Source organism: Tenuifilum thalassicum, from assembly GCF_013265555.1.
GTDB lineage: Bacteria > Bacteroidota > Bacteroidia > Bacteroidales > Tenuifilaceae > Tenuifilum > Tenuifilum thalassicum.
Genome location: NZ_CP041345.1, coordinates 791,706 through 816,884 on the forward strand (window position 1 = coordinate 791,706; position 25,179 = coordinate 816,884).

The 25,179-nt window shown below is 38.6% G+C and carries 21 protein-coding genes; 18 read left to right on the plus strand and 3 right to left on the minus strand.

Going from position 1 to position 25,179, the window contains the following annotated elements; all coding sequences use genetic code 11:
- Positions 1 to 2: 2 nt before the first annotated feature.
- The 12 genes from FHG85_RS03250 to FHG85_RS03305 all read left to right on the plus strand — a co-directional run bounded on the left by FHG85_RS03250 (position 3) and on the right by FHG85_RS03305 (position 12,007).
- Positions 3 to 1,277 (plus strand): efflux RND transporter periplasmic adaptor subunit, encoded by a 1,275-nt coding sequence (locus FHG85_RS03250; protein WP_173072951.1) that lies wholly within the window; start codon positions 3 to 5, stop codon positions 1,275 to 1,277.
- A 38-nt stretch (positions 1,278 to 1,315) separates the two neighbouring features.
- Positions 1,316 to 2,071 carry an ABC transporter ATP-binding protein gene (locus FHG85_RS03255; protein WP_220429227.1) on the plus strand — a complete coding sequence of 252 codons (756 nt, stop codon included), beginning with the start codon at positions 1,316 to 1,318 and terminating at the stop codon, positions 2,069 to 2,071.
- 10 nt (positions 2,072 to 2,081) lie between these two features.
- Complete coding sequence (locus FHG85_RS03260) at positions 2,082 to 3,302, plus strand: ABC transporter permease (RefSeq protein ID WP_173072953.1); 1,221 nt, start codon at positions 2,082 to 2,084, stop codon at positions 3,300 to 3,302.
- Complete coding sequence (locus tag FHG85_RS03265; protein WP_220429228.1) at positions 3,295 to 4,404, plus strand: sensor histidine kinase; 1,110 nt, start codon at positions 3,295 to 3,297, stop codon at positions 4,402 to 4,404. Before FHG85_RS03260 ends, FHG85_RS03265 begins: the two co-directional genes overlap by 8 nt.
- Positions 4,405 to 4,426: 22 nt before the next feature.
- Positions 4,427 to 5,152: a LytR/AlgR family response regulator transcription factor gene (locus FHG85_RS03270; protein ID WP_173072957.1), complete on the plus strand. Its 726-nt coding sequence runs from the start codon at positions 4,427 to 4,429 to the stop codon at positions 5,150 to 5,152.
- Between the two features lie 184 nt (positions 5,153 to 5,336).
- A complete protein-coding gene (locus tag FHG85_RS03275) occupies positions 5,337 to 5,747 on the plus strand; it encodes a hypothetical protein (protein ID WP_173072959.1) in 411 nt (136 codons plus the stop codon).
- A gap of 205 nt (positions 5,748 to 5,952) precedes the next feature.
- Positions 5,953 to 6,363, plus strand: coding sequence for a DUF2141 domain-containing protein (locus tag FHG85_RS03280; protein WP_173072961.1), 411 nt, complete (start codon positions 5,953 to 5,955; stop codon positions 6,361 to 6,363).
- 4 nt (positions 6,364 to 6,367) lie between these two features.
- Positions 6,368 to 6,826: a nuclear transport factor 2 family protein gene (locus FHG85_RS03285; RefSeq protein WP_173072963.1), complete on the plus strand. Its 459-nt coding sequence runs from the start codon at positions 6,368 to 6,370 to the stop codon at positions 6,824 to 6,826.
- Positions 6,826 to 7,791: an SDR family NAD(P)-dependent oxidoreductase gene (locus tag FHG85_RS03290; RefSeq protein WP_173072965.1), complete on the plus strand. Its 966-nt coding sequence runs from the start codon at positions 6,826 to 6,828 to the stop codon at positions 7,789 to 7,791. The genes FHG85_RS03285 and FHG85_RS03290 overlap by 1 nt, the downstream gene beginning before the upstream one ends.
- 3 nt (positions 7,792 to 7,794) lie before the next feature.
- Complete coding sequence (locus FHG85_RS03295; RefSeq protein ID WP_173072967.1) at positions 7,795 to 9,408, plus strand: phytoene desaturase family protein; 1,614 nt, start codon at positions 7,795 to 7,797, stop codon at positions 9,406 to 9,408.
- Between the two features lie 13 nt (positions 9,409 to 9,421).
- Positions 9,422 to 11,008 (plus strand): phytoene desaturase family protein, encoded by a 1,587-nt coding sequence (locus FHG85_RS03300; protein WP_173072969.1) that lies wholly within the window; start codon positions 9,422 to 9,424, stop codon positions 11,006 to 11,008.
- Positions 11,009 to 11,029: 21 nt separating this feature from the next.
- Positions 11,030 to 12,007, plus strand: coding sequence for an alpha/beta hydrolase (locus tag FHG85_RS03305; protein ID WP_173072971.1), 978 nt, complete (start codon positions 11,030 to 11,032; stop codon positions 12,005 to 12,007).
- A 62-nt stretch (positions 12,008 to 12,069) separates the two neighbouring features.
- Here the strand turns inward: FHG85_RS03305 and FHG85_RS03310 are convergent, their stop codons facing one another.
- Complete coding sequence (locus FHG85_RS03310) at positions 12,070 to 13,731, minus strand: peptide MFS transporter (protein ID WP_173072973.1); 1,662 nt, start codon at positions 13,729 to 13,731, stop codon at positions 12,070 to 12,072.
- A gap of 203 nt (positions 13,732 to 13,934) precedes the next feature.
- Here FHG85_RS03310 and FHG85_RS03315 point away from each other — a divergent pair, with 203 nt between their 5' ends.
- Both FHG85_RS03315 and FHG85_RS03320 read left to right on the plus strand, forming a co-directional pair.
- A complete protein-coding gene (locus tag FHG85_RS03315; protein WP_173072976.1) occupies positions 13,935 to 15,443 on the plus strand; it encodes an NAD(P)H-hydrate dehydratase in 1,509 nt (502 codons plus the stop codon).
- A gap of 17 nt (positions 15,444 to 15,460) precedes the next feature.
- The gene (locus tag FHG85_RS03320) at positions 15,461 to 16,534 is read left to right on the plus strand and encodes a DUF4831 family protein (RefSeq protein ID WP_220429229.1); all 1,074 of its coding nucleotides are present in this window, start codon (positions 15,461 to 15,463) and stop codon (positions 16,532 to 16,534) included.
- 3 nt (positions 16,535 to 16,537) lie between these two features.
- Here FHG85_RS03320 and FHG85_RS03325 read toward each other — a convergent pair whose 3' ends face one another.
- Positions 16,538 to 17,086 (minus strand): thioredoxin family protein, encoded by a 549-nt coding sequence (locus FHG85_RS03325; protein ID WP_173072980.1) that lies wholly within the window; start codon positions 17,084 to 17,086, stop codon positions 16,538 to 16,540.
- Between the two features lie 276 nt (positions 17,087 to 17,362).
- Between FHG85_RS03325 and FHG85_RS03330 the strand changes: the two genes are divergently transcribed.
- The 4 genes from FHG85_RS03330 to FHG85_RS03345 are packed head-to-tail and all read left to right on the plus strand — an operon-like array spanning position 17,363 to position 22,313.
- Complete coding sequence (locus FHG85_RS03330) at positions 17,363 to 17,740, plus strand: DUF1987 domain-containing protein (RefSeq protein WP_173072982.1); 378 nt, start codon at positions 17,363 to 17,365, stop codon at positions 17,738 to 17,740.
- Positions 17,741 to 17,744: 4 nt separating this feature from the next.
- Positions 17,745 to 19,655 (plus strand): tetratricopeptide repeat protein, encoded by a 1,911-nt coding sequence (locus FHG85_RS03335; protein WP_173072984.1) that lies wholly within the window; start codon positions 17,745 to 17,747, stop codon positions 19,653 to 19,655.
- A gap of 33 nt (positions 19,656 to 19,688) precedes the next feature.
- Positions 19,689 to 20,618, plus strand: a complete 930-nt coding sequence (locus tag FHG85_RS03340; protein ID WP_173072986.1) for an OmpA family protein — start codon at positions 19,689 to 19,691, stop codon at positions 20,616 to 20,618.
- A gap of 15 nt (positions 20,619 to 20,633) precedes the next feature.
- Positions 20,634 to 22,313, plus strand: a complete 1,680-nt coding sequence (locus tag FHG85_RS03345) for an OmpL47-type beta-barrel domain-containing protein (protein WP_173072988.1) — start codon at positions 20,634 to 20,636, stop codon at positions 22,311 to 22,313.
- A gap of 4 nt (positions 22,314 to 22,317) precedes the next feature.
- On the opposite strand, the gene uvrA is transcribed toward FHG85_RS03345, so the two are convergent.
- Complete coding sequence (gene uvrA, locus FHG85_RS03350) at positions 22,318 to 25,173, minus strand: excinuclease ABC subunit UvrA (RefSeq protein ID WP_173072990.1); 2,856 nt, start codon at positions 25,171 to 25,173, stop codon at positions 22,318 to 22,320.
- Between the last annotated feature and the right edge of the window lie 6 nt (positions 25,174 to 25,179).

Consider the following 25,179-nt stretch of genomic DNA (forward strand, 5'->3'; position numbering starts at 1 on the left):
ACATGAAAATGATAAGAAATAAACGCTTCATCTACAGTATGCTTGGAATTGCATTGCTTGTAGTAGCATTTTTCGTATGGCGATTTAGGGTAACTGAACCGGAATTCTCTTTATCAACTGCAAAAGTTGAACGCGGAACTATTACAAACACTATTACGGCAACCGGTACCTTAGAGGCAACAAACACGGTTGTTGTTGGAACCCAGGTTTCGGGGGTAATTGAGAAAATTTATGTGGATTTTAATTCCAGGGTAAAAAAAGGGCAGCTCATTGCCGAGCTCGATAAATCAACACTACTTTCCAGTTTAGAGAATGCTGAGGCCGACCTGGAAAGAGCCGAGGCAAATTTTGAGTATCAAACAGCTCAGCTTGCCAGGAATAAAATACTATACGAAAAAGGGATGCTCGCTAAAAGCGATTACGATTTAATACTTTACAACTATAAGGTTAGTAAGGCAGAGGTGAAATCGGCAAAGGCTAACCTTGAAAGGGCACAACGTAATGTAAGCTATGCTTCAATATATTCTCCGATAGATGGGGTTGTTCTGAATCGTGCCGTGGAAGAAGGGCAGACCGTGGCCGCAGCCATGAATACTCCTGAACTCTTTACCATTACCAACGATTTGTCGGTTATGCAGGTGGAAGCCAATATCGATGAGGCCGATATCGGACAGCTAAAAGTAGGGCAGCGTGTGGAGTTTACTGTTGATGCCTTCCCTGAAACCACTTTTAATGGGAATGTGTCCGAAATTCGATTGCAACCTAATGAAAATTCCAATGTTGTTACCTATACGGCTATAATCACGGTAAACAACCCTGACCTAAAGCTAAAGCCGGGAATGACAGCAAGCATTACTGTTTTTATTGAAGAGGCCCATGATGTCCTAACTGTAAAAGAGAAAGCAACACGTTTTACCCCCGACCCTCAACTTCTGCATCTCTATTTGCAACATGTAGCTAAAATAAAACCCGAAAAACAGCAGGATGCACCTAAACCGCCTCGAAATGAGGAAAATGTTTTGGACTCGGCACATCGTTTGGTTTGGGTGGTTGATAATGAGGATATATACCCTGTAGAGGTTGAAACCGGCATTAGCGATGGTACTTATATTGAAATAACTTCAGGGTTACAAGAGGGCGATTTAGTTCTAACTTCGCTTGAGCTATTAGACGACAGATCCTTCTCATTACCAGAAAACTCGGGCGACGATATGAAAAGTCCTTTTATCCAGGAAAGGCCGAAAAGGAATGGTGCGGGTGGTCCACCTCCTCATTAATCGTTTAGTGGAAATGTTACTTATTAAAGGTTTGGGTTATGAATGAAAATATAATTGAAGTACGAAGTTTATGTAAGGTGTATCGGGTAGGCGATGAAACCATTAATGCGCTATACAATATAGATTTATCTATCCGTAAAGGGGAATTCCTGGCAATCATGGGTGCTAGCGGTTCTGGTAAATCTACCCTGCTGAATATTTTGGGGTGCCTTGATTTACCAACTAGTGGCGAGTATTTTTTAGATAATGTAAATATTAAAACGTTGAATAAGAATCAGCTATCGGTTATTAGGAATAGAAAGCTGGGATTCGTTTTCCAATCGTATAACCTTTTGCCTCGTACAACAGCCCTGGAGAACGTAGAGCTACCATTGCTTTATAATCCTACTGTCAGCGCTAAGGAACGAAAAGAGCGTGCTGAACAGGCACTAATCTCTGTTGGGCTAAAGGATAGAATGAAACATTTGTCAAACCAAATGTCGGGGGGACAACAACAACGAGTTGCCATAGCAAGAGCTTTGGTAAACAATCCGTTAGTTATTTTTGCCGATGAAGCCACCGGAAACCTTGATACGGCCACATCCTATGAGATAATGGAACTTTTCCAAAAATTAAACGAGGAAGGAATGACAATTTGCTTTGTAACACACGAACCCGATATTGCAGCATTTACTAAGCGCAATGTGGTTTTTAGGGACGGTAAAATTATAAAAGATACATTGGTGAAATCTCAACAGAAGGCTTCTGTGGCTAGAGAGCTGCTTGAGGCTAATAAATATGGGTTTGAAAGCTAAAACATGAATTATGAAGTTTATTAATCTTATAAAAATTGCCATAGCCGCTATAAGGAGGAACAAAATGCGGTCGTTTCTAACCATGCTTGGTATTGTTATTGGGGTTGCCGCTGTTATTGCAATGCTCGCTATTGGGCAGGGCTCCAATGCAAGTATTCGTAAAACTATCAGCTCTATGGGAACAAACCTAATTAACGTTGTCCCTGCTGTTCAAAATAAGGGCGGTGTTCGCCAGGGGCGAGATGCTTCGCCTACTCTTTTTGTTGATGATGTTACATACCTGCGGCAAAACAGTCAACTAATTGATGCCATCTCTCCCGAACTCGATGTTAGCGGTCAGGTTGTTTACGGCTCCAAAAATTGGCCTACAACTATTTATAGCGGAAATGAGGATTATCCGCACATCAAAAAGTATGAGGTGGCTACAGGCAGAATGTATACAACCCAAGAAATTAAAACCGCTGCCAAGGTTTGCCTTGTGGGGCAAACGGTTATTGAGAATATTTTTGAGGAAGGGGAGAACCCTATTGGAAAAACCATTCGATTCAATAGCATACCATTTAAGATTATTGGAACTTTAAAAGAAAAAGGCGACAATACCTTTGGTCAGGATCAGGATGACATGATTCTTGCTCCTTATACAACCGTTATGAAACGTTTGTTCCGTCAAAACTTTTTACGCGCTATTGTCGTTTCAGCAAAATCCGAAGATTTAATTTCCGAAACAAGTAATGAGATAACCCAGCTTCTAAGAGAATCACATAAGTTGAAGGATAGCCAAGACGATGACTTTGAACTTAGGACTCAAGAGGAGCTAATTAGCAACTTTGGTTCAATTTCAGAAATGATGCTCGTACTCCTTGGCTCAATTGCTGCTATTTCGCTGGTAGTAGGTGGGATTGGTATAATGAATATTATGTATGTGTCTGTTACAGAACGGACTCGCGAAATTGGACTTCGAATGGCTATTGGGGGTAAAGGAAGTGACATCCTGCGCCAATTCCTTTTAGAGGCTCTCCTGCTTAGCATTATAGGTGGACTTATAGGTGTTGGGGTGGGCGTATTCTCATCTCATATCGTTGAAAGTATCTTGGGCTGGCCTATCCTTATTACAGCCGATTCAATTGCCCTCTCATTTCTTTTTTGTACCTTTATTGGTGTGTTTTTTGGTTGGTATCCGGCTCGTAAGGCCTCAGCTTTAAACCCTATTGATGCTCTCCGTCATGAGTAAAGAATTGAAGAACCTGCAAAACTTGTTCTCGAAAAATATGGTAGAAAGGTGGTTGCCACACCTGATTGGCTTGCTGCTGTTCCTAATCCTGCCAGTGTTTGTTTTTAATAGAAATAATGTCCGTGATGTCTTCTGGATGTACAACTACTATTACCAGCTGGCTTTTATGATTGTGGCTTTTTATGGCAACTACTTGTTTATCGTTCCTCGATTCTTCTTCTCAAAAAGAAAAGTGTACTTCTTTTTAGCCCTATTCCTTTTTGTTTCTTTATTGCTGGTTATTTCTCAGTATTTATACGAATATTTTCAGCTCGAAGACTTTCGACCCGATAGATTTTCCAATGTGATTACCCAGGTTAGAGCTAAAAACAGGTTTGGCTTGCATCCAAAACTTATTGATAACTTCTTGCTATTACTAATTGTAATTGGTTTTAGCAGTGGGATGGCAATTACCCAACAGCTAAGATTAAATGAGGCTAAGCAAAAGGAAATTGAAAAAGCACGTGTCGACTCGGAACTTGCCTTCTTACGAAACCAAATTAGCCCACACTTCTTTTTTAACGCCCTTAATAACATATATGGTTTAATTGCCATTGACAGCGATAAAGCACAAAAGGCCGTTGAGAAATTGTCTGGTCTAATGCGCTATCTAATCTACGACTCTAATATTGAGGTTGTTGACCTGAAAAAGGAATTCGACTTTACTTTAAGATATATTGAATTGATGCAGCAGCGTTTGAGCTCAAAAGTGAAGCTAGACATTGATATCTCAAAGGAGGTGCCCGATGGCCAAATCCCTCCTCTGCTTTTCCTTCCCTTTATTGAGAATGCATTTAAGCATGGTATTAGCTATCGCGAGAACTCGTTCATTTCCATCGCCCTTAAAGTTGACAGTGAAAATGTTATTTTTAGCTGTAGCAATAGTATTCCAAGCAGAAATGAACAAAAAAGTGTAAAGGGTGGTCTCGGTATTGAGAACATAAAAAAACGGTTAGCTTTAATATTTAGAAATTCTTATAAACTTGATATCACTCAAAATGATAAAGTCTTTAGCGTTCTCCTTGTAGTACCATATACAAGAGAAAAGCATATTTTTAGCTAATCGGGCATATTGATTTTGACCAATGAGTAGAATAACGTGCATAGCAATTGACGATGAACCTATTGCCCTGGCAATAATAGTTTCACACATTAAAAAGATTCCTTACCTTGACCTTCTTGCAGAGTTTGACAACCCTGTAGATGCCTTGGAGTTTCTGCAGGATAATAAAGTTCAACTTATTTTTCTCGATATTAACATGCCCGATCTGTCGGGCGTTGAATTTGCCAGAGCTCTCGATAAAAACTGTAAAATAATCTTTACGACTGCCCACGATAAATATGCCATTGAAGGTTTTCAACTTCACGCTTTAGATTATCTGTTGAAACCCATTAGTTTTGAGGTGTTTGCAGGTTCCGTGCTGCATGCTAAAGAGTACTTTGACCTTTTGAATGCCGGCAGTGCCGACAGACAAATTACCGCGGATTTAAAATACCTTTTCGTAAAGGCTGGTTACCAAATTCATAAAGTTGACTTTGATAACATCCTGTATTTCGAAGGGCTGAAAGATTATGTCAAGCTTTATACAAAAGGCTCCCTAAAACCGATAGTCTTTTACTCTACAATGAAAGCCTTAGAAGAAAAGCTGCCGCCAGACCTGTTCATGCGAATACATCGTTCCTATATCGTTGCCTTAAATGAAATTGAAACTATAGAACACGATAGAATTATCTTTGGCGATAAACGAATACCCATAAGCAAACAGTACAAACCCTTGTTCGAGGAGTTCCTGAAAAAGAAATTCCTGTAAGGTTTCGTTAAATTTATCACCGTCAAACTGCTGATTCTTGGATTTAATATCTGAACTATTCCTCCAGATTTATTTCACTTTTTCAGTTCATCTTACCTAAACTTGTTTATTAAAAATTCTCACTATTTTCGGTAGGGTAATTTCTTATTCGGTTTTACTATATACAAAACAAAACTCAAAGATTATGAAAGCATCAGTAAAGATTTCGTTTTTTGCAATGGCACTTGTGGCCTTTACTGCTATATCGGCCCATGCTCAAAGTGTGGTTAAGGTAAAGCCCGCTAAAAAGGTAGTAGTGGTTAAGAAAACAAGGCCACATAGGGTAAAGAAAGTTGTAGTTTACCACCCTCGTTGGGCACATAAGAAGGTGTTTCACCATCGTTGGGTTTACTTCCCAAGGTACAACTTTTATTGGGACAATGTTCGTGAGGTTTACGTTTACAAACGTGGCACAGTTTGGGTTACATCAGTAAAAGCGCCCGAAGTGATTGTTAATGCCGATTTAGAAAACGAAAAGCAGGTGGAGCTATCCGAAGACAACGACAACGTCGACGAGGTGTATCTTAAAAACGATGAGCATCAGAAGTTGGAATAGATTTTCCAATAACTTCATATTGAAAAGGGCTGTCGATTACATGCGACAGCCTTTACTTTTTTTCTGTTTTGTTTAATAAAATGAATCTAAAAGTCATTATAAATTTGATAATTATAATTATTTCATAAATTTATAGGTACATTGTGTTTAAAATATGAACCTATTCAAATACGGATTTTGAATAGAATCAATACTAAAAATTAAGATGAAGCCTTTTATCGTTTTAATGTTTTTAGTCTTACATTCGGTAAAATTACATTGTCAGCTTGTCCTTAGGATTGAAATTCAAGGTTTAAGGAATAACAGGGGTTGCGTCTATGTCGATTTCCGCGATTCAAATAATCGCACAATAGATACATTTAGCCAAAACATAAAAGGGGACCATTGCAGTTTTGTTATTCCCAACCTAAAGGAGGGAGCATACGCGTTTAGGCTTTTTCATGATGAAAATGGCAATAAAAAGTTGGACTCAAACTGGTTGGGAATTCCTATTGAAGGTTTTGGGTTCTCAAATAATGCTATGGGACGATTTGGCCCGCCCGATTTTATTGAAACGCTTTTTGAAGTTAAGTCCGATACCATAGTTAGTTGTAAAATGAGGTATTTTAATTTTTGAAAATATGGATGAACTTATTAATAACCAGGAAAAAAGGCTAACGCTCGATATAGTAAAGGAGCTTTGGACAAAAACATACAACACTGCAGGTAAGCCCGATTGGTCTCACATTCTACCTTACTATCATAAGGATATCCTTTTTAGGGATTCCATTCAGGAAATTCGTGGTTTCGAAGAGTTCAAAGCCATGACTGAAAGGTTGACAAAACGCTCGAAGGATCTAAAAATGAAGCTGGTAAGGGCGGCACAAGATGGAAACGATTTTTACATTGAGTGGGAAATGACTATTGGGTTTAAGAAATATCCCAATTCGGTTATGTATGGAATGAGCCGGCTTACAACAAACGATGAGGGGAAGATAATTGAGCAGCGCGATTACTACGACCTTTGGGGCGATATTTTCGATAATATTCCCCGTTTTGGTAAGGCATATCGTAAGTTTATGAAGAAAAAGTTTGGATAATGACAAAAGCAGAGTATAGGAAAAGAGTTTGGAAATACGTTAAACAATATGAGTGGTCCAACGTATTTGCCATGATTAGAAACAATCGCAAATCCCCAGAGATTTGCGATAACGATTTTACAGGTAAAAACGTTGTGATTACCGGAGCCACTTCGGGAATTGGTTACTATGTGGCAAGGAAGTATGCCTCAAAAGGGGCAAACCTCATTTGCATTAATCGAAATAAAGAAAAATCGGAGAACCTAAAGCTGGAAATAGAGTCCGAGTATCATGTTAGGGTCGATTACTTTATTGCCGATTTAAGTAGCATTGAACAAATTCATGCTGCAGCCGACTTTTTGGTGAATATTGATAGGCCAATTGATGTTATTATACACAATGCGGGCATTTTTCTTACAAAAAAGGAGCTTACTCCAGAAGGATTTGATAAGGTATTTATAGTTCACTACCTTTCCTCTTTTATTATCAACTATAAGCTTATCAACAAGCTTAAATCACAGGGTAAGGCCAGAATAATACTTGTTAATTCCGAAGGACATAGGTTTGCAGCCTGGGGTCTAAGGTTGGATGACTTGAACTGGGAGAAACGACGTTACTCTGGTCTAAAGAGCTATGGCTCAGCAAAGCTTGCCCAGCTACTTTCAATGCTCAAATTCGCTGAAGAGTTCAATGATTGCGGGGTTACAATTAATGCCATGCATCCAGGTGCTGTGAAATCTGAATCGGGGAAGGATAATGGGAAATTTTATAGGTGGTATAAACGGAATATTCTGGACAAAAGGCTTAAACCTGCATCTATTTCAGCTGAAGCAATCTATTTTCTAGGAGTTTCTCACAAAGTCGAAAATATTAGTGGGAAATTCTTCAACTTGACCACTTTAGAAGACCCTACTCCTCCTGCACTTGATTATGATGTTGCACGTGAGTTGTGGAATATTAGTTTGCTAATGTCGAAAATGGTTTGAACTATGGATGAAAATAGGTATCAATGCATAGTTGTTGGTGGTGGAGCAGCCGGACTTACTGCGGCTGTTTACCTGGCAAGGGAGGGTTATAAAACCTTATTGATTGAAAAAAATGATAAACCTGGTGGCCTAATCAGCACATTTGAGCATAATGGGTTTTATTTTGATGCCGGAATACGAGGCTTCGAAGACGCAGGTGTTATTCTTCCTATGCTTGCCGATTTAGGTATTCAACTTGACATTGCTAAAAGTCCCGTATCCATAGGAATTGAAAATGAGATTATCAATGTTGATACTACAGAGCAAATCAAGGAGTATCAGGCAATTCTGGAAAAGTTGTATCCCGAAAGCAGGGAGGAGGTACGGGTAATTATTTCGGAGATTAAAAAAGCGGTTACATATCTACAGGCTCTTTACGGCGTAATGAATCCTATGTTTAAGGATTTGAAAAAGGACCTGCCCTATCTTTTTAAGGAGCTAATTCCTTGGCTGCCAAAATACTTTAAAACAATATCGAAAATTAAAAAGATGAATTCGCCTTTTGAATCCTATTTGGGCGATAGAATTACTAACCGTTCATTATTTGATATTGTTTTCCAGCATTTCTTCAAGCAAACACCTGCTTTTTTCGCATTAAGCTATTTCTATCTTTATCCCGATTATTTCTATCCCATTGGTGGCATGGGCAGGTGGGCCGATGCCGTTGCCAATAAATTTATTGAACTGGGAGGAACGGTAGAGTACAACGTAGTTGCTCAGCGTGTTAATGTCTTGGAGGGCTATCTGGATGTTGATTCTGAAAAACGGTTTTACTTCGATAGCCTTATCTGGGCTGCCGACCTTAAATCGTTATACAGTAATGTGACTCTTTCTGGTTTGCCAGATCGAGTTGAGAAGGTTTTTGAACAAAAAAAATCGCAAATACTGAATGCTCGTGGGGGCGAATCGGTCTTTTCTGTGTTTATGGAGGTAGACGAGGATCCCGAAACTTTCCGTAATATTTCAAACAGCCACTTCTTTTATACACCATCTAAAATTGGCTTGGGTGATACAAATAGAAAAGAGATGGAAGCTCTTTTGGCAAATTGGTCAAACCTAAGCAAAACAGAAATTTTGGATTGGGTAAACCGATTCGTATCGTTAAATACCTTTGAAATTTCCATTCCTGTTTTAAAAGATGCCAACCTTGCACCTGAGGGCAAAACAGGGTTGATTGTTAGCTTCTTGTTCGACTATGAAATCTTTAATCGTGTTCACTCCGATGGGTGGTACAATGAGTTTAAAGTTGCTGTTGAGAATAGGGTGGTTGAGGTGCTTTCCAAGTCAATTTACCCTTTCCTGAAGGAAAAGATTACTCATAGATTCTCCTTTAGTCCAATTAGCATACACAATCGAACTTTATCGACTGATGGTGCCATTACCGGATGGGCTTTTGGTAAGCATATGCCAAGCGTAAATGCCATGCATAAAATGAATAAAGCTGTATTTACACCATTCCCAAACGTCTTTATTGCTGGTCAATGGAGTTTTAGCCCATCGGGTGTTCCCATGTCAATACTTACTGGCAGGTTGGCAACTAATCAGGCAATTAGTTTTATCAAGAAGAAAAACGTATAAGTCCAATATCGATATGGACAATAGAATGTACGATGTTATAGTGGTTGGTGGAGGTTTAGCTGGGCTTACCGCCGCAGTTTACTCTGCACGAAAGGGCAGAAATGTTCTTCTAGTTGAAAAGAATAGTAAGTGTGGTGGATTGGCATCGTCAATTGAGCATAATGGGTTTGTTTTTGATGCAGGTGCCAAGGGACTTATTAATGCGGGTATCATCAAGCCAATGGTTAACGATTTGGGAATTGACCTAAAACTTATTAGGAGTAAGGTTTCAGTTGGTATTGCTGATAGAATAATTGGGATAGATGGTTTAGCTGATATTGAAAGTTATAAGAATTTACTTTTGCATTTTTTCCCGAATTGCAGACAAGAGGTTGATATTGTGATTAGGGAGATGGTAGCAATGATGCGATATACTAAGACTTTTTATGCAGTTGATAATCCTGAGTTTAGAGATATTAAAAAGGACTATAAGTATCTGTTTAAGGATTTACTGCCATGGCTGCCATCTTTCTTGTATACTCTATTAAAAACTAGCAGGTTAATGGAGCCAATGGAGGATTATTTGGGTAAATGGATTCAGTCGAAACCTTTAGCAGATATGGTCCTTCAGCACTTCTTCCAAAGAATGCCTGCATTTTTTGCACTGGGCTACTTCTATGTTTTCCTGGATTATTGGTATCCGGTTGGTGGAGTTGGAAAATTGGGTGAGGCTTTGCTACAAAAGTACAAGGAGCTAAACGGTAAGTTAGCTTTTTCAACAAGAATTGTTAAAGTGATACCATCAGAGAATCAGCTAATCGACGAAAAAGGAAATGCTTATGGGTACGATAAGTTGATTTGGACTGCCGACTTAAAATCGTTCTACGGTATAGTTTACCCCGATGGGTTAAGCAATGAGCAAAAATCAAAGTTTGACAAAACAAAATTTTCAGTTACCAAAGCAGCAACAGGCGATTCCGTTTTTCAACTTTTCCTTGAGGTTGATGAAAGACCCGAAACTTATTCTCAATTTACCAATCCACACCTCTTATATACCCCAATGACAGATGGATTAGGCGATTCTGTTCGGACTGATTTTGCAATGCTAATTGCAAATTGGTCTCAAGCTAATAAAGCGGAGGTGGTTGAATGGGTTCGAAACTTTGTGAAAAGAAATACCTTTGAAATTTCATTTCCTGTTTTGCGTGATTCCAACTTGGCTCCCGAAGGCAAAACTGGTATTATTGTCAATTTCTTTACCGATTATCGAATTTTTCAATTTGCCCAAAATGATGGTTGGGTAGATGAACTGACAGGAGCTTTTGAAAATGCTCTGATTGATACTCTTTCAAAATCAATTTTCCCTAACTTAAAGGAAAAGTTAATTCACAAATTCTCGTTTACACCCTTAAGTATTAAAGAGTGGGCAGGCTCATCGGGTGGTGCAATTACCGGTTGGGCTTTTGGTCAGGAACTACCAGTGGTTAATAAGATGATTAAAGTACAGAAATCGGTTCGTACTCCATTTCCAAACATATTTCAGGCTGGTCAGTGGGCTTATAGCCCATCGGGAATTCCCATGTCGATTCTTACAGGCAAAATTGCTTCTAACTTTGTGTAACCATTTTAGCCCTTGTATTTAGTGAAAATTCAAAGGAAAGACATACACGTTGAGCTTAGACCATATATTAAGCCATTAATGCTTATAAACTTCCTACTCAGTCGACGCTGGGGGATACATTTAATGCAATTAAATTCACGCTTTAATAGGATTAAATCGATTAAAGGTTTTGTAAATGAGATAAGGTACATCAAAGGAAGCGATGGTTGCTACATAAGAGTTCGTATATACAAGCCTTTAATTCAAACTGATAGACTACCAGGAATATTGTTCTGTCATAGTGGTGGATTTGTAGTTGGAAGTCCCGAAGAAAATCATGATGCTATTGAGCGATTTCTTCGTCAAAGACCATGTGTGGTAGTTGCTCCCGATTACCGCAAAGCGCCAAAATATCCTTTCCCTGCAGCATTTAACGACTGTTACGATACGCTAACCTGGATGAACGAACATGCCGATGAGCTAAAAATTATTCCAAATCAGCTTATAGTTGTAGGGTATAGTGCTGGAGGTGGTTTAGCGATTTCGATTACGCTAAGGGCCGTTCGTGAAAATAAAATTGGTATAGCTTTCCAGATGCCCATTTATCCAATGATTGACGATAGGCAGGTTACAGAGTCAAGCAACTTTACAGGTACGCCTGTGTGGGATTCAAAAACCAATGCTTTAGCTTGGAAATTGTATTTGGCTGACCTTTTTAAAAATAACAAGGAGATTTCAGATTATGCAGCACCAGCGCGTTGTACAAGTTTTAAAGGCTTACCACCTACTATATCTATTGTAGGTACTTCAGAACCATTTAGAGACGAAGTTATAGAGTTTGTTAATAGGCTAGAAATTGATGGTGTAGAAGTCCAATTTAAACAATTTGATGGCTGTTTTCATGCATTTGATTTGGTGGCACCTAGTACCAATATTGGGAAGGATGCCATTGATTTTATATTAACACAATTTTCAAGTTATTACGACATAAATTTTCCTGATATACAGGCCAGGTTTTAGTATTTACTGAATAATAAAAACGGGGACTGAAACTAGTCCCCGTTTTTGCATTTATAACCAATTTACTTAGTAGCATTTTCAAGTTTACGCATAATAGCAAAGATGAAAGTTGCCGATAGCCAGCTCATTACAACAAGAATTGCAAAGAATTGCCATAATTCAAGCTTATCCCAGAAAATACCTATTAATCCAGCAAGAAGATTTCCAATTGCTGTAGCACCTAGCCATCCTCCTTGCATTAAACCTTTGTATTTAGGAGGTGCAACCTTCGACACAAAGGAGATGCCCATAGGAGAAAGGAATAGCTCAGCAATGGTTAATGTGAAATATGTTCCAATCAGCCAGTAAGGTGATCTTAGCATTGGCGATACGCCATCGTTAAGCTCTCTTGGTGAAAGCAATCCCATTGAAGCAAGAATCATCACCATAAAACCAATACCTGTAATAATCATACCAATACCGATTTTCTTAGGTGCTGAAGGCTCTTTGCCTTTTGAGCGTAACCAGGTGAAGAAGCTAACAATAACTGGAGTTAGGAATACAATAAAGATAGGGTTAAAATGCTGGAACTTTTGAGGAGCAATTGCCATTTGTTCGTCAAATCCTTGAACCACATAGTAGGTTAAAAGACCAAAACCTACTACCATTGCAGCTCCTACACCACGCCAAGCGTTTGATAGATTCTTTCTGAACAATACAATAAGGCCAATGATTGTCATTAGCAAGGGTAGGAACGCTTTCAAATCGAAGAAGATATATGTAATCTTACTAACAGTAAATTCGGTATAGTTCTTAGCAAATACGCTAAGTGTAAAGCCATTCTGATGGAATGCCATCCAGAAGAATATTACAACAAAGAATACCAGACCAAGAGCTGTCATACGCTCACGGGTTTGTTCTGGTGTAAGCTCAACAACCTTATCCTTATGCTCTTCGCTAGCTGCTTTTTGTTTTTCGGTGAGGTCTGCGTCTTTATAGTACTTCTTAAATGCAACAAAGATGATTAAAGAAATAATCATACTAGCAGCAGCTACACCAAATGCGGCATTATACGATTGGGCTACAGAGTCGATATAAAACTTGGCAAACTCAGTAATATTTGTAAAGTTAGCACCAAGGTGTTCAATTCCAAAACTTTTTAGTGCATCGGCGTTTGCAAGGTTGTTTTTGAGAACCGCATGTGAGTAATCTAGGATCTTGGGATCATAAACTAAGCCTTTGCTTTTTAGAATGAAATTACTTGCAGCTGTAGCAGCCGATGGAGCAAAGAATGCACCTATGTTAATACCCATGTAGAAGATATTAAATGCATTATCACGGTTTTTATCGTAACGTGGGTCATCGTACATGTTTCCTACTAGGGCCTGAAGATTCCCTTTAAAGAAGCCTGTACCTAAGGAAATTACTGTTAGGGCAACAATAATCAATCCAAGACCTCTATCGGGGATTGCCATAAGTAAATATCCCAAAAATAGGATGATAATACCCAATAGGATGGTTTTCCCATAACCAAGAAATTTGTCGGCTACCCAACCTCCAAGTAGAGGTAAAAAGTAGATACCAAACAAAAATCCACCATAATAATGTCCTGCTTCTTCGGTTGAGAAGCCAAACTTTGCTTGTAGGTAGTAAACAAAAACTGCTAGCATGGTGTAGTAACCAAACCTTTCACCCATGTTAGCAAAAAAAGCTACCAGTAGTCCTTTAGGATGATTTTTCAACATAGTATTTAGTTTTAGTTTGTTTCAACTATAATGATTGACAAAAATAGGCTTTTATGGTTTATCTCCAAATCTAAAAAATATGTTGTAAAATCTTTTTTTTAAGCTTAATTTGTAAACTAACTTGTTGGAATTATGAGCCGAACAGCTTATTTTTCTAAAATTCTTAAAAACAGGCAAATTAAGTACTAAGATGATGAAGAGTTATGAAAATATTTAGAACAGAACAGGTTAAGTATATTGATGCTTACACAATACAAAATGAGCCAATCGCTTCCATTGATTTGATGGAGCGTGCAGCCCATGCTCTTTTTGGATGGTTTCGTAATAGATTTCACAATAATCGGAAAGTTATAATTTTTTGTGGACCAGGAAATAATGGTGGCGATGGACTTGCTCTTGCTCGTATGCTCTTAAATGTTGGCTATAATGTCCATACCTATTATTTGAGTTCTAAATCCTATTCCGAAGATTTTAACACTAACCTTGTTCGATTAAAGGAAGCGTCTTCAAGTATTTATATGATTAATAGCCCTAAGGATTTTCCTAAAATAGAACCTGACGATATTATAGTTGATGCATTATTTGGATCTGGCTTGAGTCGCCCTATCGAAGGTCTTGCTGCTGATTTGATCTCTTCTATTAATAGTTCAAATGCTCTTGTGGTGGCAATTGATATACCCTCGGGTCTTTTTGGCGAGGAAAACTCGGTCCCTAACAGTAACCCTGTTGTTAGAGCTAGCTATTGCCTAAGTTTGCAATTCCCTAAGATTGCCTTTTTCATGTCAGAAAATGAGGAATATGTTAAAGATTGGAGGACCTTACCAATAGGATTACATCCAGATGCCATTGAGCAAACACCGTCGCCATATTTTTATACCACATTAAGTGATATTTCTACGAATCTCTTAAACCAATCGAAATTTGCACATAAGGGTAGTTTTGGACATGTTCTAATCATGGCTGGTTCCTATAGTATGATGGGAGCAGCATGCCTATGTTCAAAGGCGTCTATTCGGAGTGGGGTTGGTTTAGCCACCCTTTACATTCCAAAATGTGGTTATGAGATTGCTCAAACAGCAGTTCCAGAGGCTCTTGCTTTAACAGATAGCAACGATACCCATTTAACAAACTATCCCGATTTAAATAAATTTAGCGCCATATGTGTTGGTCCTGGTATGGGGCAAGACACCGAAACTGCTAGCATGATTAGAAGCCTAATCAAAAATTCGACTAAACCTTTGGTTATTGATGCCGATGGGTTAAACCTGATTTCAAAAAATATTGATTTACTGCAGGAACTTAAGGCTCCTGCTATTCTTACCCCACATCCTGGCGAGTTCGATAGACTTTTCGGAAAATCATCTTCATCGTGGGAGCAATTACAGAAAGCTATTAGCATGGCTCAAAGGTATGGTGTAATTATTGTGCTTAAGGGTGCGTATACTCGTGTAGTATTGCCTAATGGTGAGGTGCATTTCAATTCAACAGGTAATTCTGGCATGGCAACTGGTGGCAGTGGTGATGTTTTAAGTGGGGTTATTGCAGGATTACTTGCACGTGGGCTTGAACCCAAAGATGCTGCTATTATAGGTGTATTTGTACATGGATTGGCTGGTGACTTGGCTGCCGACGATTTTGGCAAAGTTAGCTTATGTGCAACGGATATTCTAAACTATATTTGCAAAGCATTTCAACATTTAACAAAAAAATGAGAATAAAAAATATTTCAATGATAGTTGCAATTGCCCTTTTGGCTGGGTGCAACACAAAAACCGTACAGGTTCAACCTGCAGATAATTTGAACTACAGCGAAGCAGCAACATTTTATTCGTTACCTCGAAGTGTGATATATGTGAATGTTAAATGCGAAAGGAGAATTTTTATTCCGGGTCCCTATGCAAATTTTACTAAGAAATATCTGGGTATCGATGGTGTAGTTAGCGAGCCAAAAACCACATATTCAATTAAGTACATTGATTTTGACATACAAGTAGAAACCGACCCATCAGCAATTTATGCCGTTTTACCTACAAAAAATGGGTACGGTAATTACCTGAAGCTCAACGAGCATGGTTTGGTTTTGCCCATAGATGCAAATGCCTTTGGTAAAACAATAAAAAGTAGCAAAAAGGAATCGATAGAAAATACTATTGTTTTCAAGGATTTATCATATAAACCATTTATAGAGAAAAAGAAAGCAACTTTTTATGGACGAGTGCTTAACGATAGCGTTTTTACTAGAGTGCCAATAAAGAAAACAATGGTAGTTGAAAAAAACATTGAGGAAAAAGCCAAAGAGGCTGCCGAATTTATTTTCAACCTTAGGGAGCGAAGACTTGAGTTCTTAACAACTGATGTTGACCAGCCATTTTCGGGTGATGCAATAACCGAAATTTTAAATGAGATTCAGCGGCTCGAAGATGAATACTTATCGCTTTTTATAGGAAAAACCTATACTTCCTATTCTACTCAAACATTTAGCTATGTTCCTACAAATAGCGAGGGGGAAAGCACTATTCTTTTTAGGTTTTCAGAAAGTAAAGGAATCTTGCCCCAAACAGACCTTTCAGGACGCCCAATACTTTTGGAAGTTGAAGTTCCTAACACTTCTCTTTTGGACTCTGCCTATAAAAGCCTAAATACTAGAATTCAAAAGGATGAATTAACTCGGTTTTATTATAGAGTTCCAGCTTATACAAACATTAGTGTTGTAGATGGAAGTGAAGTCCTAGCAAAAAGGAGAGTAGCAATATACCAGTATGGGCCAATCTTTTCGTTACCTATAAACTATCCCGAAAGATAGCTGCTACTTATTTGCTGTACCTAATTTACTTACGAACTTGGCTCTAAAGTCTTCCCATTTTTGGGTTTTATAGGCATCGCTTACAATGAACTCCAAAATTGGTTCAAGTTGTTCTGGTCTAAGATATCCGGGGACAACAGTAATTGGGTTATTGTTTTCATCCATGAATACAATAGAGGGGTAAGAAAGACGTCCTTGTAAAATTGCTATGGCAAATTCATGAGGACTTCGTGTGTTCTGACCTTTGTTCTTATATGTTTTGCCTTTATACACAATATCTTTTTTCCCTTCGGCATTAAGCTTTACGGCATGGAATTTATTGCTTAAATAATCTGCAATAACAGGATTAGTAAAGGTGTTTGCATCCATTTTTTTGCACCAACCGCACCAATCGGTGTAAACATCAATGAAGATTTTACGGGGCTGTGTTTTATTTAGTTTAATAGCTTCTTCAATCCCTATCCACTTAACACTTTCTGAATTTTGGGCGAATAAACTTTCCGAAAATATTGCACCAATTAAAAGTATTAGGATTCTAGCTGTACTTTTCATAATCTGTTTTTAGTGAATTTTTACAAACATAATAAATACTTTGTAAAAATAAAGCAAGTGTATTGCATTACTCTCATCCTTTGTTTTTCAAACCTCAATAAGTGCATGCTGTTGATAATCTTTGTAGATTAAGTTTTATATAAAGTTAAGAAGATGAAAGTGTTGTGAATATCATTTTATGAATCATTTTGGAAATATACCTTTACATAACATTAATGCCTTTATTTTTTGGAACAATTCTATGTATCTTACGTTTAATTTCAAAAATGAACTGACATGGACACGCTTAAAATCGAAGAAAAATTAGACTCACCAATGGTTTTTGCCGATGCCCAGAATGGCTACTTTGAGATTAAAGGGAAATCGTTGCCCGAAGATGCAGTTGAATTCTATACTCCACTCGATAAGTACGTGGCAGAGTACATTAAAAATCCCCAACCAAAAACGGTTTTTAATTTAAAGCTTGAGTACCTGAACACATCTTCGTCGAAAAAGATACTCGATATAATTAGTCATTTTGAGAAACTTCCTTCGCAAGGCTATGAGGTTGAACTTAACTGGTATCATAGAGACGACGACCAGGATATGATTGATGAAGGAATTGAGTTCGCTCACATGACTACACTTAAGGTTAACTTTATTGCTGAACAATAGTTTTATGATTAAAATAGTTAGCAGATTCATATTACTTATAAGTTTTCTTTTTTGCTTTTCAGTTGCTTTCCCACAAACCATCTCACCAACACTAAAGCAGAAGCTCGAGAGTTCATTAGACCAAGCCAAAAAGTTGGAAAGTAATGGTAATTTGAATGGTGCGCTATCTATTTATAATAAAACAGCAACTAGCTATTGGGTAAACGGAAATCTATCTAAAGCAAGTAAAGTTTACCTACAAGCAGCGTCGGTAGCAGAGCGTTTAAACAATAAAAATGCTTTAAAGGTTATCTACACGAATCTAGGGATGATTTTTGTTGATTTAGAGCAATATACCGATGCTAATGCATATTTTCAGAAATGTTTAAAAATAAACAGGGCTCAAAAGAAAAAATCCGAAATAGCTTCAACATTAATCAATATCGCAAGTACTTATAAGGAGTTAGGCAAATATCAGGAAGCTTTAAGTTATTGCACGGAAGCTAACACTTTGGCTATTGAGGAGAATAATGCTAAGCTGTTAAAGAACAGTTACTCGCTGCTTGCCGAAATTTATGAGGCCCTTGGCGACTCAAAAAAATCGGCAGAGTGTTTTTCTCTTTATAGTGCATTCTCACGAAAAATCCAACGTGAAGAGATGCTAAAAAAAGATGCACAAGCAAAAAAAATTGTTGAACAAGCTAAGGGTGAACTTCAATCTATAAAAACACAGAAAGAGCTAACCGAGAAGGAGTTAAATCAAAAGCAGCAGGTTCTTGAAACGGTTAAAGATAGCTTGCAAAAGGTTGAACGAATTACCAAACAGCAACAGCTAGAAATTGACCTTCTGAATAAGGAAAATGCTTTGCGCGAGGAGCGGATTAAAAATCAAATCCTTATTCGTAATATCTTCATTGTTATTATAGCTGCTACCCTTGGTATGCTTGGTTTAATAACGCATTACTACGTTCAAAAGAAACGTTCCAACGAGGAACTTGCTAAGCAAAAAGCAATAGTTGAGGCTAAAAGTTTAGAGCTATTAGAAGCGTTAAAAAAGATTGAAAAGCAGAATAAAGATATTACAAGTAGCATTAACTATGCCCAACGAATACAACAAGCCCTACTTCCAACTTACGACCAATTGGTTAGCTGTATTTCAGACTCATTCATCATGTTTAGGCCGCGCGAGACAGTTAGTGGCGATTTCTTTTGGTTTAATTCCTATGGTGGCCAAAATGTAGCTAAGGGGCCCCATCCATCCAATATGATTGTTCTTAATGGCGTTGACCCAGATGAGTTTGGATTTCTAATTGCTGCTGTCGACTGCACTGGTCATGGCGTTCCTGGTGCATTCATGTCTATGATTGGATTAAACCTTTTAGATGTCATTGTCCGTAGTGGTACAATTCAACCCGATTTGATTCTTAATGAGTTACATCGGCAGGTCCGACATCTTCTCAAGCAGGAGAATAACGATAGTCGCGATGGGATGGATATGGCTCTAATTCGTATTAAGGGCGATGGAAAAACTATTGAGTTTGCCGGAGCAAAAAATCCGGTTGTGTATATTACTAATGACGAATGTTTTACTATAAAAGGAGACCCCGTTCCAGTAGGTGGGCTTCAGAAAGAGGCTGAACGTAAGTTTACTTTGAAAACTTTTACCATTGATTCACCTACTTGTGTTTACCTGTTTTCCGATGGTTACATTGACCAGTTTGGCGGTCCAGAGGGGCTTAAGTTTACCTCTAAAAGGTTTAAAGAACTTCTTGTTAAGATTCACCAGAAACCTATGGTAATGCAACAGGAGGAGTTGGAAACTGTTTTTGACGATTGGAAATCCCAAAGTTTTGGCCAAATTGATGATGTGCTAGTAGTAGGCTTGCGTTTAAATGCTACTCCTTTTAAGCCAGAGCCTTTATTTGTTAATTCATAAATCTTTATAATTTTGTATTGAAGTTTTAACACAATGAAAAAGTTTACCTCATTATCATTAATTACCTTTCTTGTGTTTGGCTCTAGAATTGCTCTTGGGCAGCCAGATAATTTTTTTGTTAACTCAAAAGGCGATGTGTTTGTAAAAGCCGATGCGCCTGTTTACTTCTTCATTAGCCCATCAAATAGTCCTAATCAAAAGGTAATGATTCCTAGCACCGATAAAGCAGCCAATCCAATGTTTTTCGATGGTGATGGAAAACACTACTTTGTATATGAAAGCAATGGCAATAAAGTACGATTCCTTGTTTACGCCGATGGTTATGGACCTAAATCCTACCTGAAGGTTACTAGTGGTTTGCTCTTTGAGCATAAAAATAGGGTGTATGTTAAAGACAGTGCAGGTTTTACATTAGTAGCACGCGACAAACGTTCTGGTGTGAAAAACAGTTACTTTGCATTAGATAGTCTTCCCTTTAAGCCTTATAATGATGTTATCACGATAAACAATATTGGAGAGCATACTATCAGAATTTACTCAACCGATAATGTTGGAAATATAGGAGATACATCGGAGTATCATATAATTGCTGCACCCGATATTACCTTTAGAGTGAATAATATCTATTTTCAAACTGCAAGCGCAAGATTAACTCAAAACTCATTTGAAGTTCTAGCTGAGATACTCGATATTTTAAAAAAATACCCTGAACTTCATGTTGAGATTAGTGCTCATGCTGATGTTCGAGGCTCAAGCGATTCGAATATGAAACTTTCTCAACGAAGAGCACAATCTGTTGTAAATTACCTGGTATCAAAAGGAGTCCCTTCGTATAGGTTGTATGCAAAAGGGTATGGCGATACTCGACCCATTAATGAATGTGTGAAGGGTGTAAAGTGTTCCGATTTAAAACATCGCGAAAATCGCAGGGTAGAGTTCCGATTTTATGTTCCACGAAAGTAAATGTTGGGTTTAAATATGAAGGAAATCTCAAAAAATATCATTTTAATCTTTTCGGTGGTTTTACCTTTCGTTCTATCTGCTCAGGAGAATGGAAATAAGTCTCTCTTTATAGACTCAACCGGTAATCTTTTCGTATCGCCCGACGTTCCTGTAAATATATACATTGGAACTAAACCCGATGGCTCTAACGCTGTATTGTTGCATGATGTAAATAGAAGTGGTAAGCCTTTAAAATGGAATGGCTCTGGCCCTCAGCTCATGACCCACCTCGACCTTTATAAGGGCAGGAAGATACGATTTGAACTTTATGCCGATGGAATACCTCCAAAAACAGCAATTAACTTTGAAAACCAAAAAATCCGTGAGTTAAAGGATGCAATTATTGTGCGTGGTGGTTCTATAGTTGAATTTAGTGCTGTAGATGAACAATCTGGCGTTGATAAAATATTTTTCTCAGTTAATAGTGATGATTTTAAGGAGTATAGCCAACCAATAAGCTTAACCGAGGATGGTGAGTATGAGGTAAGAACCTATGCCGTTGACCATTTAGGCAATAAGGAGCCTGTTGTTTATCGTAAGATTATAGTTGATGCAACTCCTCCCACTACTGAGTTAACTTTTAGGGGCGATAAATATGAAAATATTCTTTCTGGTAGGTCGGCATTGGTCTTAAACACTTCTGACAGATTTGGTGTTGCTGAAACAAAAATTATGATAGATTCTTCAGGGAAATGGAATAGATATATTAAACCCATACAAACATCTCGTCTTTCAGAAGGAGAACATAAAATTTCATATTTTTCTATCGACAACGCTGGGAATGTGGAATCAAGCAAAACCTACACGTTTTATGTAGATAAAACTCCTCCAGTAGTTGTTGAAGAAATTGAAGGGAACTCATTTATGGTTGGCAATAGGGAGTTCTCTTCTGGTCGTAGCCAGCTAAAAGTGCTTGCTGTTGACAATAAGGCTGGTGTTAAAGAGGTTTACTATTCCCTTAATAATGGAGAATTCAGACCTTACGAAAAACCAGTACTTCTATCCGAAATTTTAGGTACTGTTAAATTGAGAACCTATGCTGTCGATAATGTAAATAATCGCACAAGCTCCGAGGCCAATGCGCAATCGTTCACCATGCCTACTATCGACATTGCTGGTCCCGATATTAGCTATGGGTTTATAGGCCCTAAATTAACTATTCGAGATACGCTGTGGATTGGCTCTTCCACTCTGGTAAAAATAAATGCTGTTGATAGAGAAGCTGGTGTTAATAGAATTGAGTACACCCTGAACCAATCTGAGGTTAGAACTTATTTTGAGCCCTTTACTATTACTGAAAGTGGTTTCTATAATGCTGATGTTAGCGCATTTGATAATGTTGAAAATATTAACATGGCAAGTTTTAGCTTTGCCGTTGATAATAACCCCCCAAGTATCTTCTATAATTTTAGCTCACTACCAATAGGTGCTAAAGATAACTTGCCAGTATATCAGAAGGGAATAGTATTATATCTTGCTGCTACCGACAACCTAACTGTTCGGAATTCTATAAAGTATAAGCTCAATAACGGGAAGTTCCTTAATTATACCTCTCCCATTTCCCGGTTTGTTTCAGGCATAAATGAGCTCGTCATTAGTACAACAGACGGGTTAGGAAACAATTCAACACAAACTATTCGCTTTTATGTTGAGTAGCAGACTAAAGTAAATTTTTAAGAAACTGAGCAGTATAACCGCAATTTGATTTTGCAACCTCTTCGGGTGTTCCAGAGCAAACAATAGTTCCCCCACCAGAACCGCCATCTGGTCCTAAATCGATTATATAGTCGGCAGTTTTAATTACATCTAGATTGTGTTCAATAATAATAACTGTGTTCCCTTTGTCCACAAGTTTGTTCAACACGTCAAGCAGGACTCTCACATCCTCAAAGTGAAGCCCTGTGGTTGGTTCATCAAGAATATAAAGGGTTTTCCCCGTATCGCGCTTGGCTAGCTCACTCGCTAGCTTAACACGCTGAGCCTCGCCACCCGAAAGCGTGGTTGATGGCTGACCTAATGTCACATAGCCCATTCCTACGTCCTGAAGCGCTTTTAGTTTTTGATGAATTTGGGGGATGTTTTCGAAAAACTCAACTGCTTGGTTTATTGTCATATCAAGCACCTCGCTTATGTTCTTACCCTTGTATTTTACCTCGAGCGTTTCACGATTGTAACGTCTTCCAAAGCAATCGGGGCACTTAACATAAACATCGGGAAGGAAATTCATCTCAATAACCTTTACTCCTCCACCTTTACATGTTTCACAGCGACCTCCCTTTACATTAAATGAGAATCGTCCTGCTTTGTAGCCTCTAATCTTAGCCTCAGGAGTAAGTGCAAAAAGTTTTCTGATATCAGTAAACACCCCTGTGTAGGTCGCAGGATTGGAGCGTGGTGTTCGTCCAATTGGCGATTGGTCAACATCAATTACTTTATCAATATTTTCAATTCCAGTAATTGTATCGTAATCAAGCGGTTGTTCAAACGACCTGTAAAAGTGCCGGCTTAGTGCTGGGTATAGCGTTTCGTTGATAAGGGTTGATTTCCCACTTCCCGAAACGCCCGTAACACAAATAAGGGTTCCTAGCGGAAATTTTGCTGTAATGTTTTTTAGATTATTACCTTTTGCCCCTGAAATGGTAAGGAACTTGCCATTTCCTTTTCGCCGTTCCGATGGAGTAGGGATTCTCAGCTTGCCATTTAAGTAATTGGCAGTAAGCGAATCGGATTTCATAATCTCAGAGGGTGTACCTGCTGCCACCACTTTCCCTCCGTGACGCCCAGCACGTGGCCCAATATCTACCACGTAGTCGGCGGAGCGAATCATTTCTTCGTAGTGTTCAACCACAATTACCGAGTTGCCTGCATCGCGAAGCTGTTTAAGCGAATTAATAAGTTTTACATTATCGCGCTGATGTAGGCCAATGCTTGGCTCATCAAGTATGTAAAGAACATTCACCAGCTTAGAGCCTATTTGTGTTGCAAGGCGTATTCTTTGGCTTTCGCCACCCGAAAGAGTTGATGAACCACGGTTTAGAGATAGGTAGCCTAAGCCTACATCTAGTAGAAAACGAACACGTTCACGAATCTCCTTTAAAATCTCAGTGGCAATTACCTTTTGGCGGTTGCCAAGCCTATTCTCTAATCCTTGAAGCCACTCCCATAGGGACTCAAGGTCCATTGCGGTAACATCTGCAATACTTTTGTCATCTATCTTGAACCATAACGACTCTTTTCTTAACCTTGAGCCGTTGCAGCTAGGACAAGTAACTTGCCTGATGAACTGATTTGCCCACTTTTTCCCCTTTCCCGTAAGCTCTTCGTTTGAGTTATGCTCTTTAATAAAGTTAATAACTCCCTCGAAGCTTAAAAAATAGGAGCTGGTAACTCCTATGCTTGGGTGTTTTAGCTTTAGCTGTTCCTCGGAGCCATACAGAATTACATCTAGTGCCTCTTCGGGTATTTTCTCAATAGGATCCGACAATGAAAAACCATATTTAGTTGCAATAGCTTCTAGCTGCCAAAATATTAGCGAATTCTTATAGGGCCCAAGAGCCTGAATTCCTCCTTTTTTAATGCTGATTCTTTTATCGGGAATTATGCGTTCAATATCGGCTTCGTTTACATAGCCCAACCCGTTACACTTTGGGCAAGCCCCTTTAGGAGAGTTAAAGCTAAAGGTGTATGGTTCTGGTTCATCGTAGGAGATGCCTGTGGTTGGACACATCAGGTTTCTGCTGAAATATCGGTTTTCACCAGTATCCATATCAAGCACCATAATGATGCCCTTGCCAATTGACATTGCATTTGCAACCGATTGGCTAAGCCTTTTCATATCGCCATCGCCAACTTTGAGCTTGTCAACCAGAAGTTCAATATGGTGAGTTTTATACCTATCCAGCTTCATTGCTGGGCGCATCTCAACGATATTGCCATCGACACGAACATGCAAATATCCCTTTTTACGAAGCTGTTCAAACAGCTCCTTGTAGTGGCCTTTCCGTCCCCGAACTAAAGGAGCAAGGAGTGCTGTTTTTTTCCCAGCAAATTGTTTGTTTATGAGCTTGATTATCTGTTCGTCGGTGTATCGCACCATTTCTTCGCCTGTATTGTATGAATAGGCGGTTGATGCGCGTGCATAGAGTAGGCGAAGAAAGTCGTAAATTTCGGTAGTGGTTCCTACAGTTGAACGTGGATTATGGCTTGTTGTTTTCTGTTCAATGGAGATAACTGGGCTCAATCCTGAGATTTTATCAACATCGGGGCGCTCAAGTGTACCAAGGAACTGTCGCGCATATGCCGACATGGTTTCCATGTAGCGACGTTGACCTTCGGCATAAATGGTATCAAATGCTAGCGATGACTTACCGCTACCACTAAGGCCGGTAATTACTGTTAATTTATGACGGGGTATTACAACATCAATATTTTTAAGGTTATGCACCCTTGCGCCTTCTACCTCTATTTTGCCTTCGTCATTAGCCTCTAAAATATTGTTTTGTGATTCAATGCTCATGCTCAA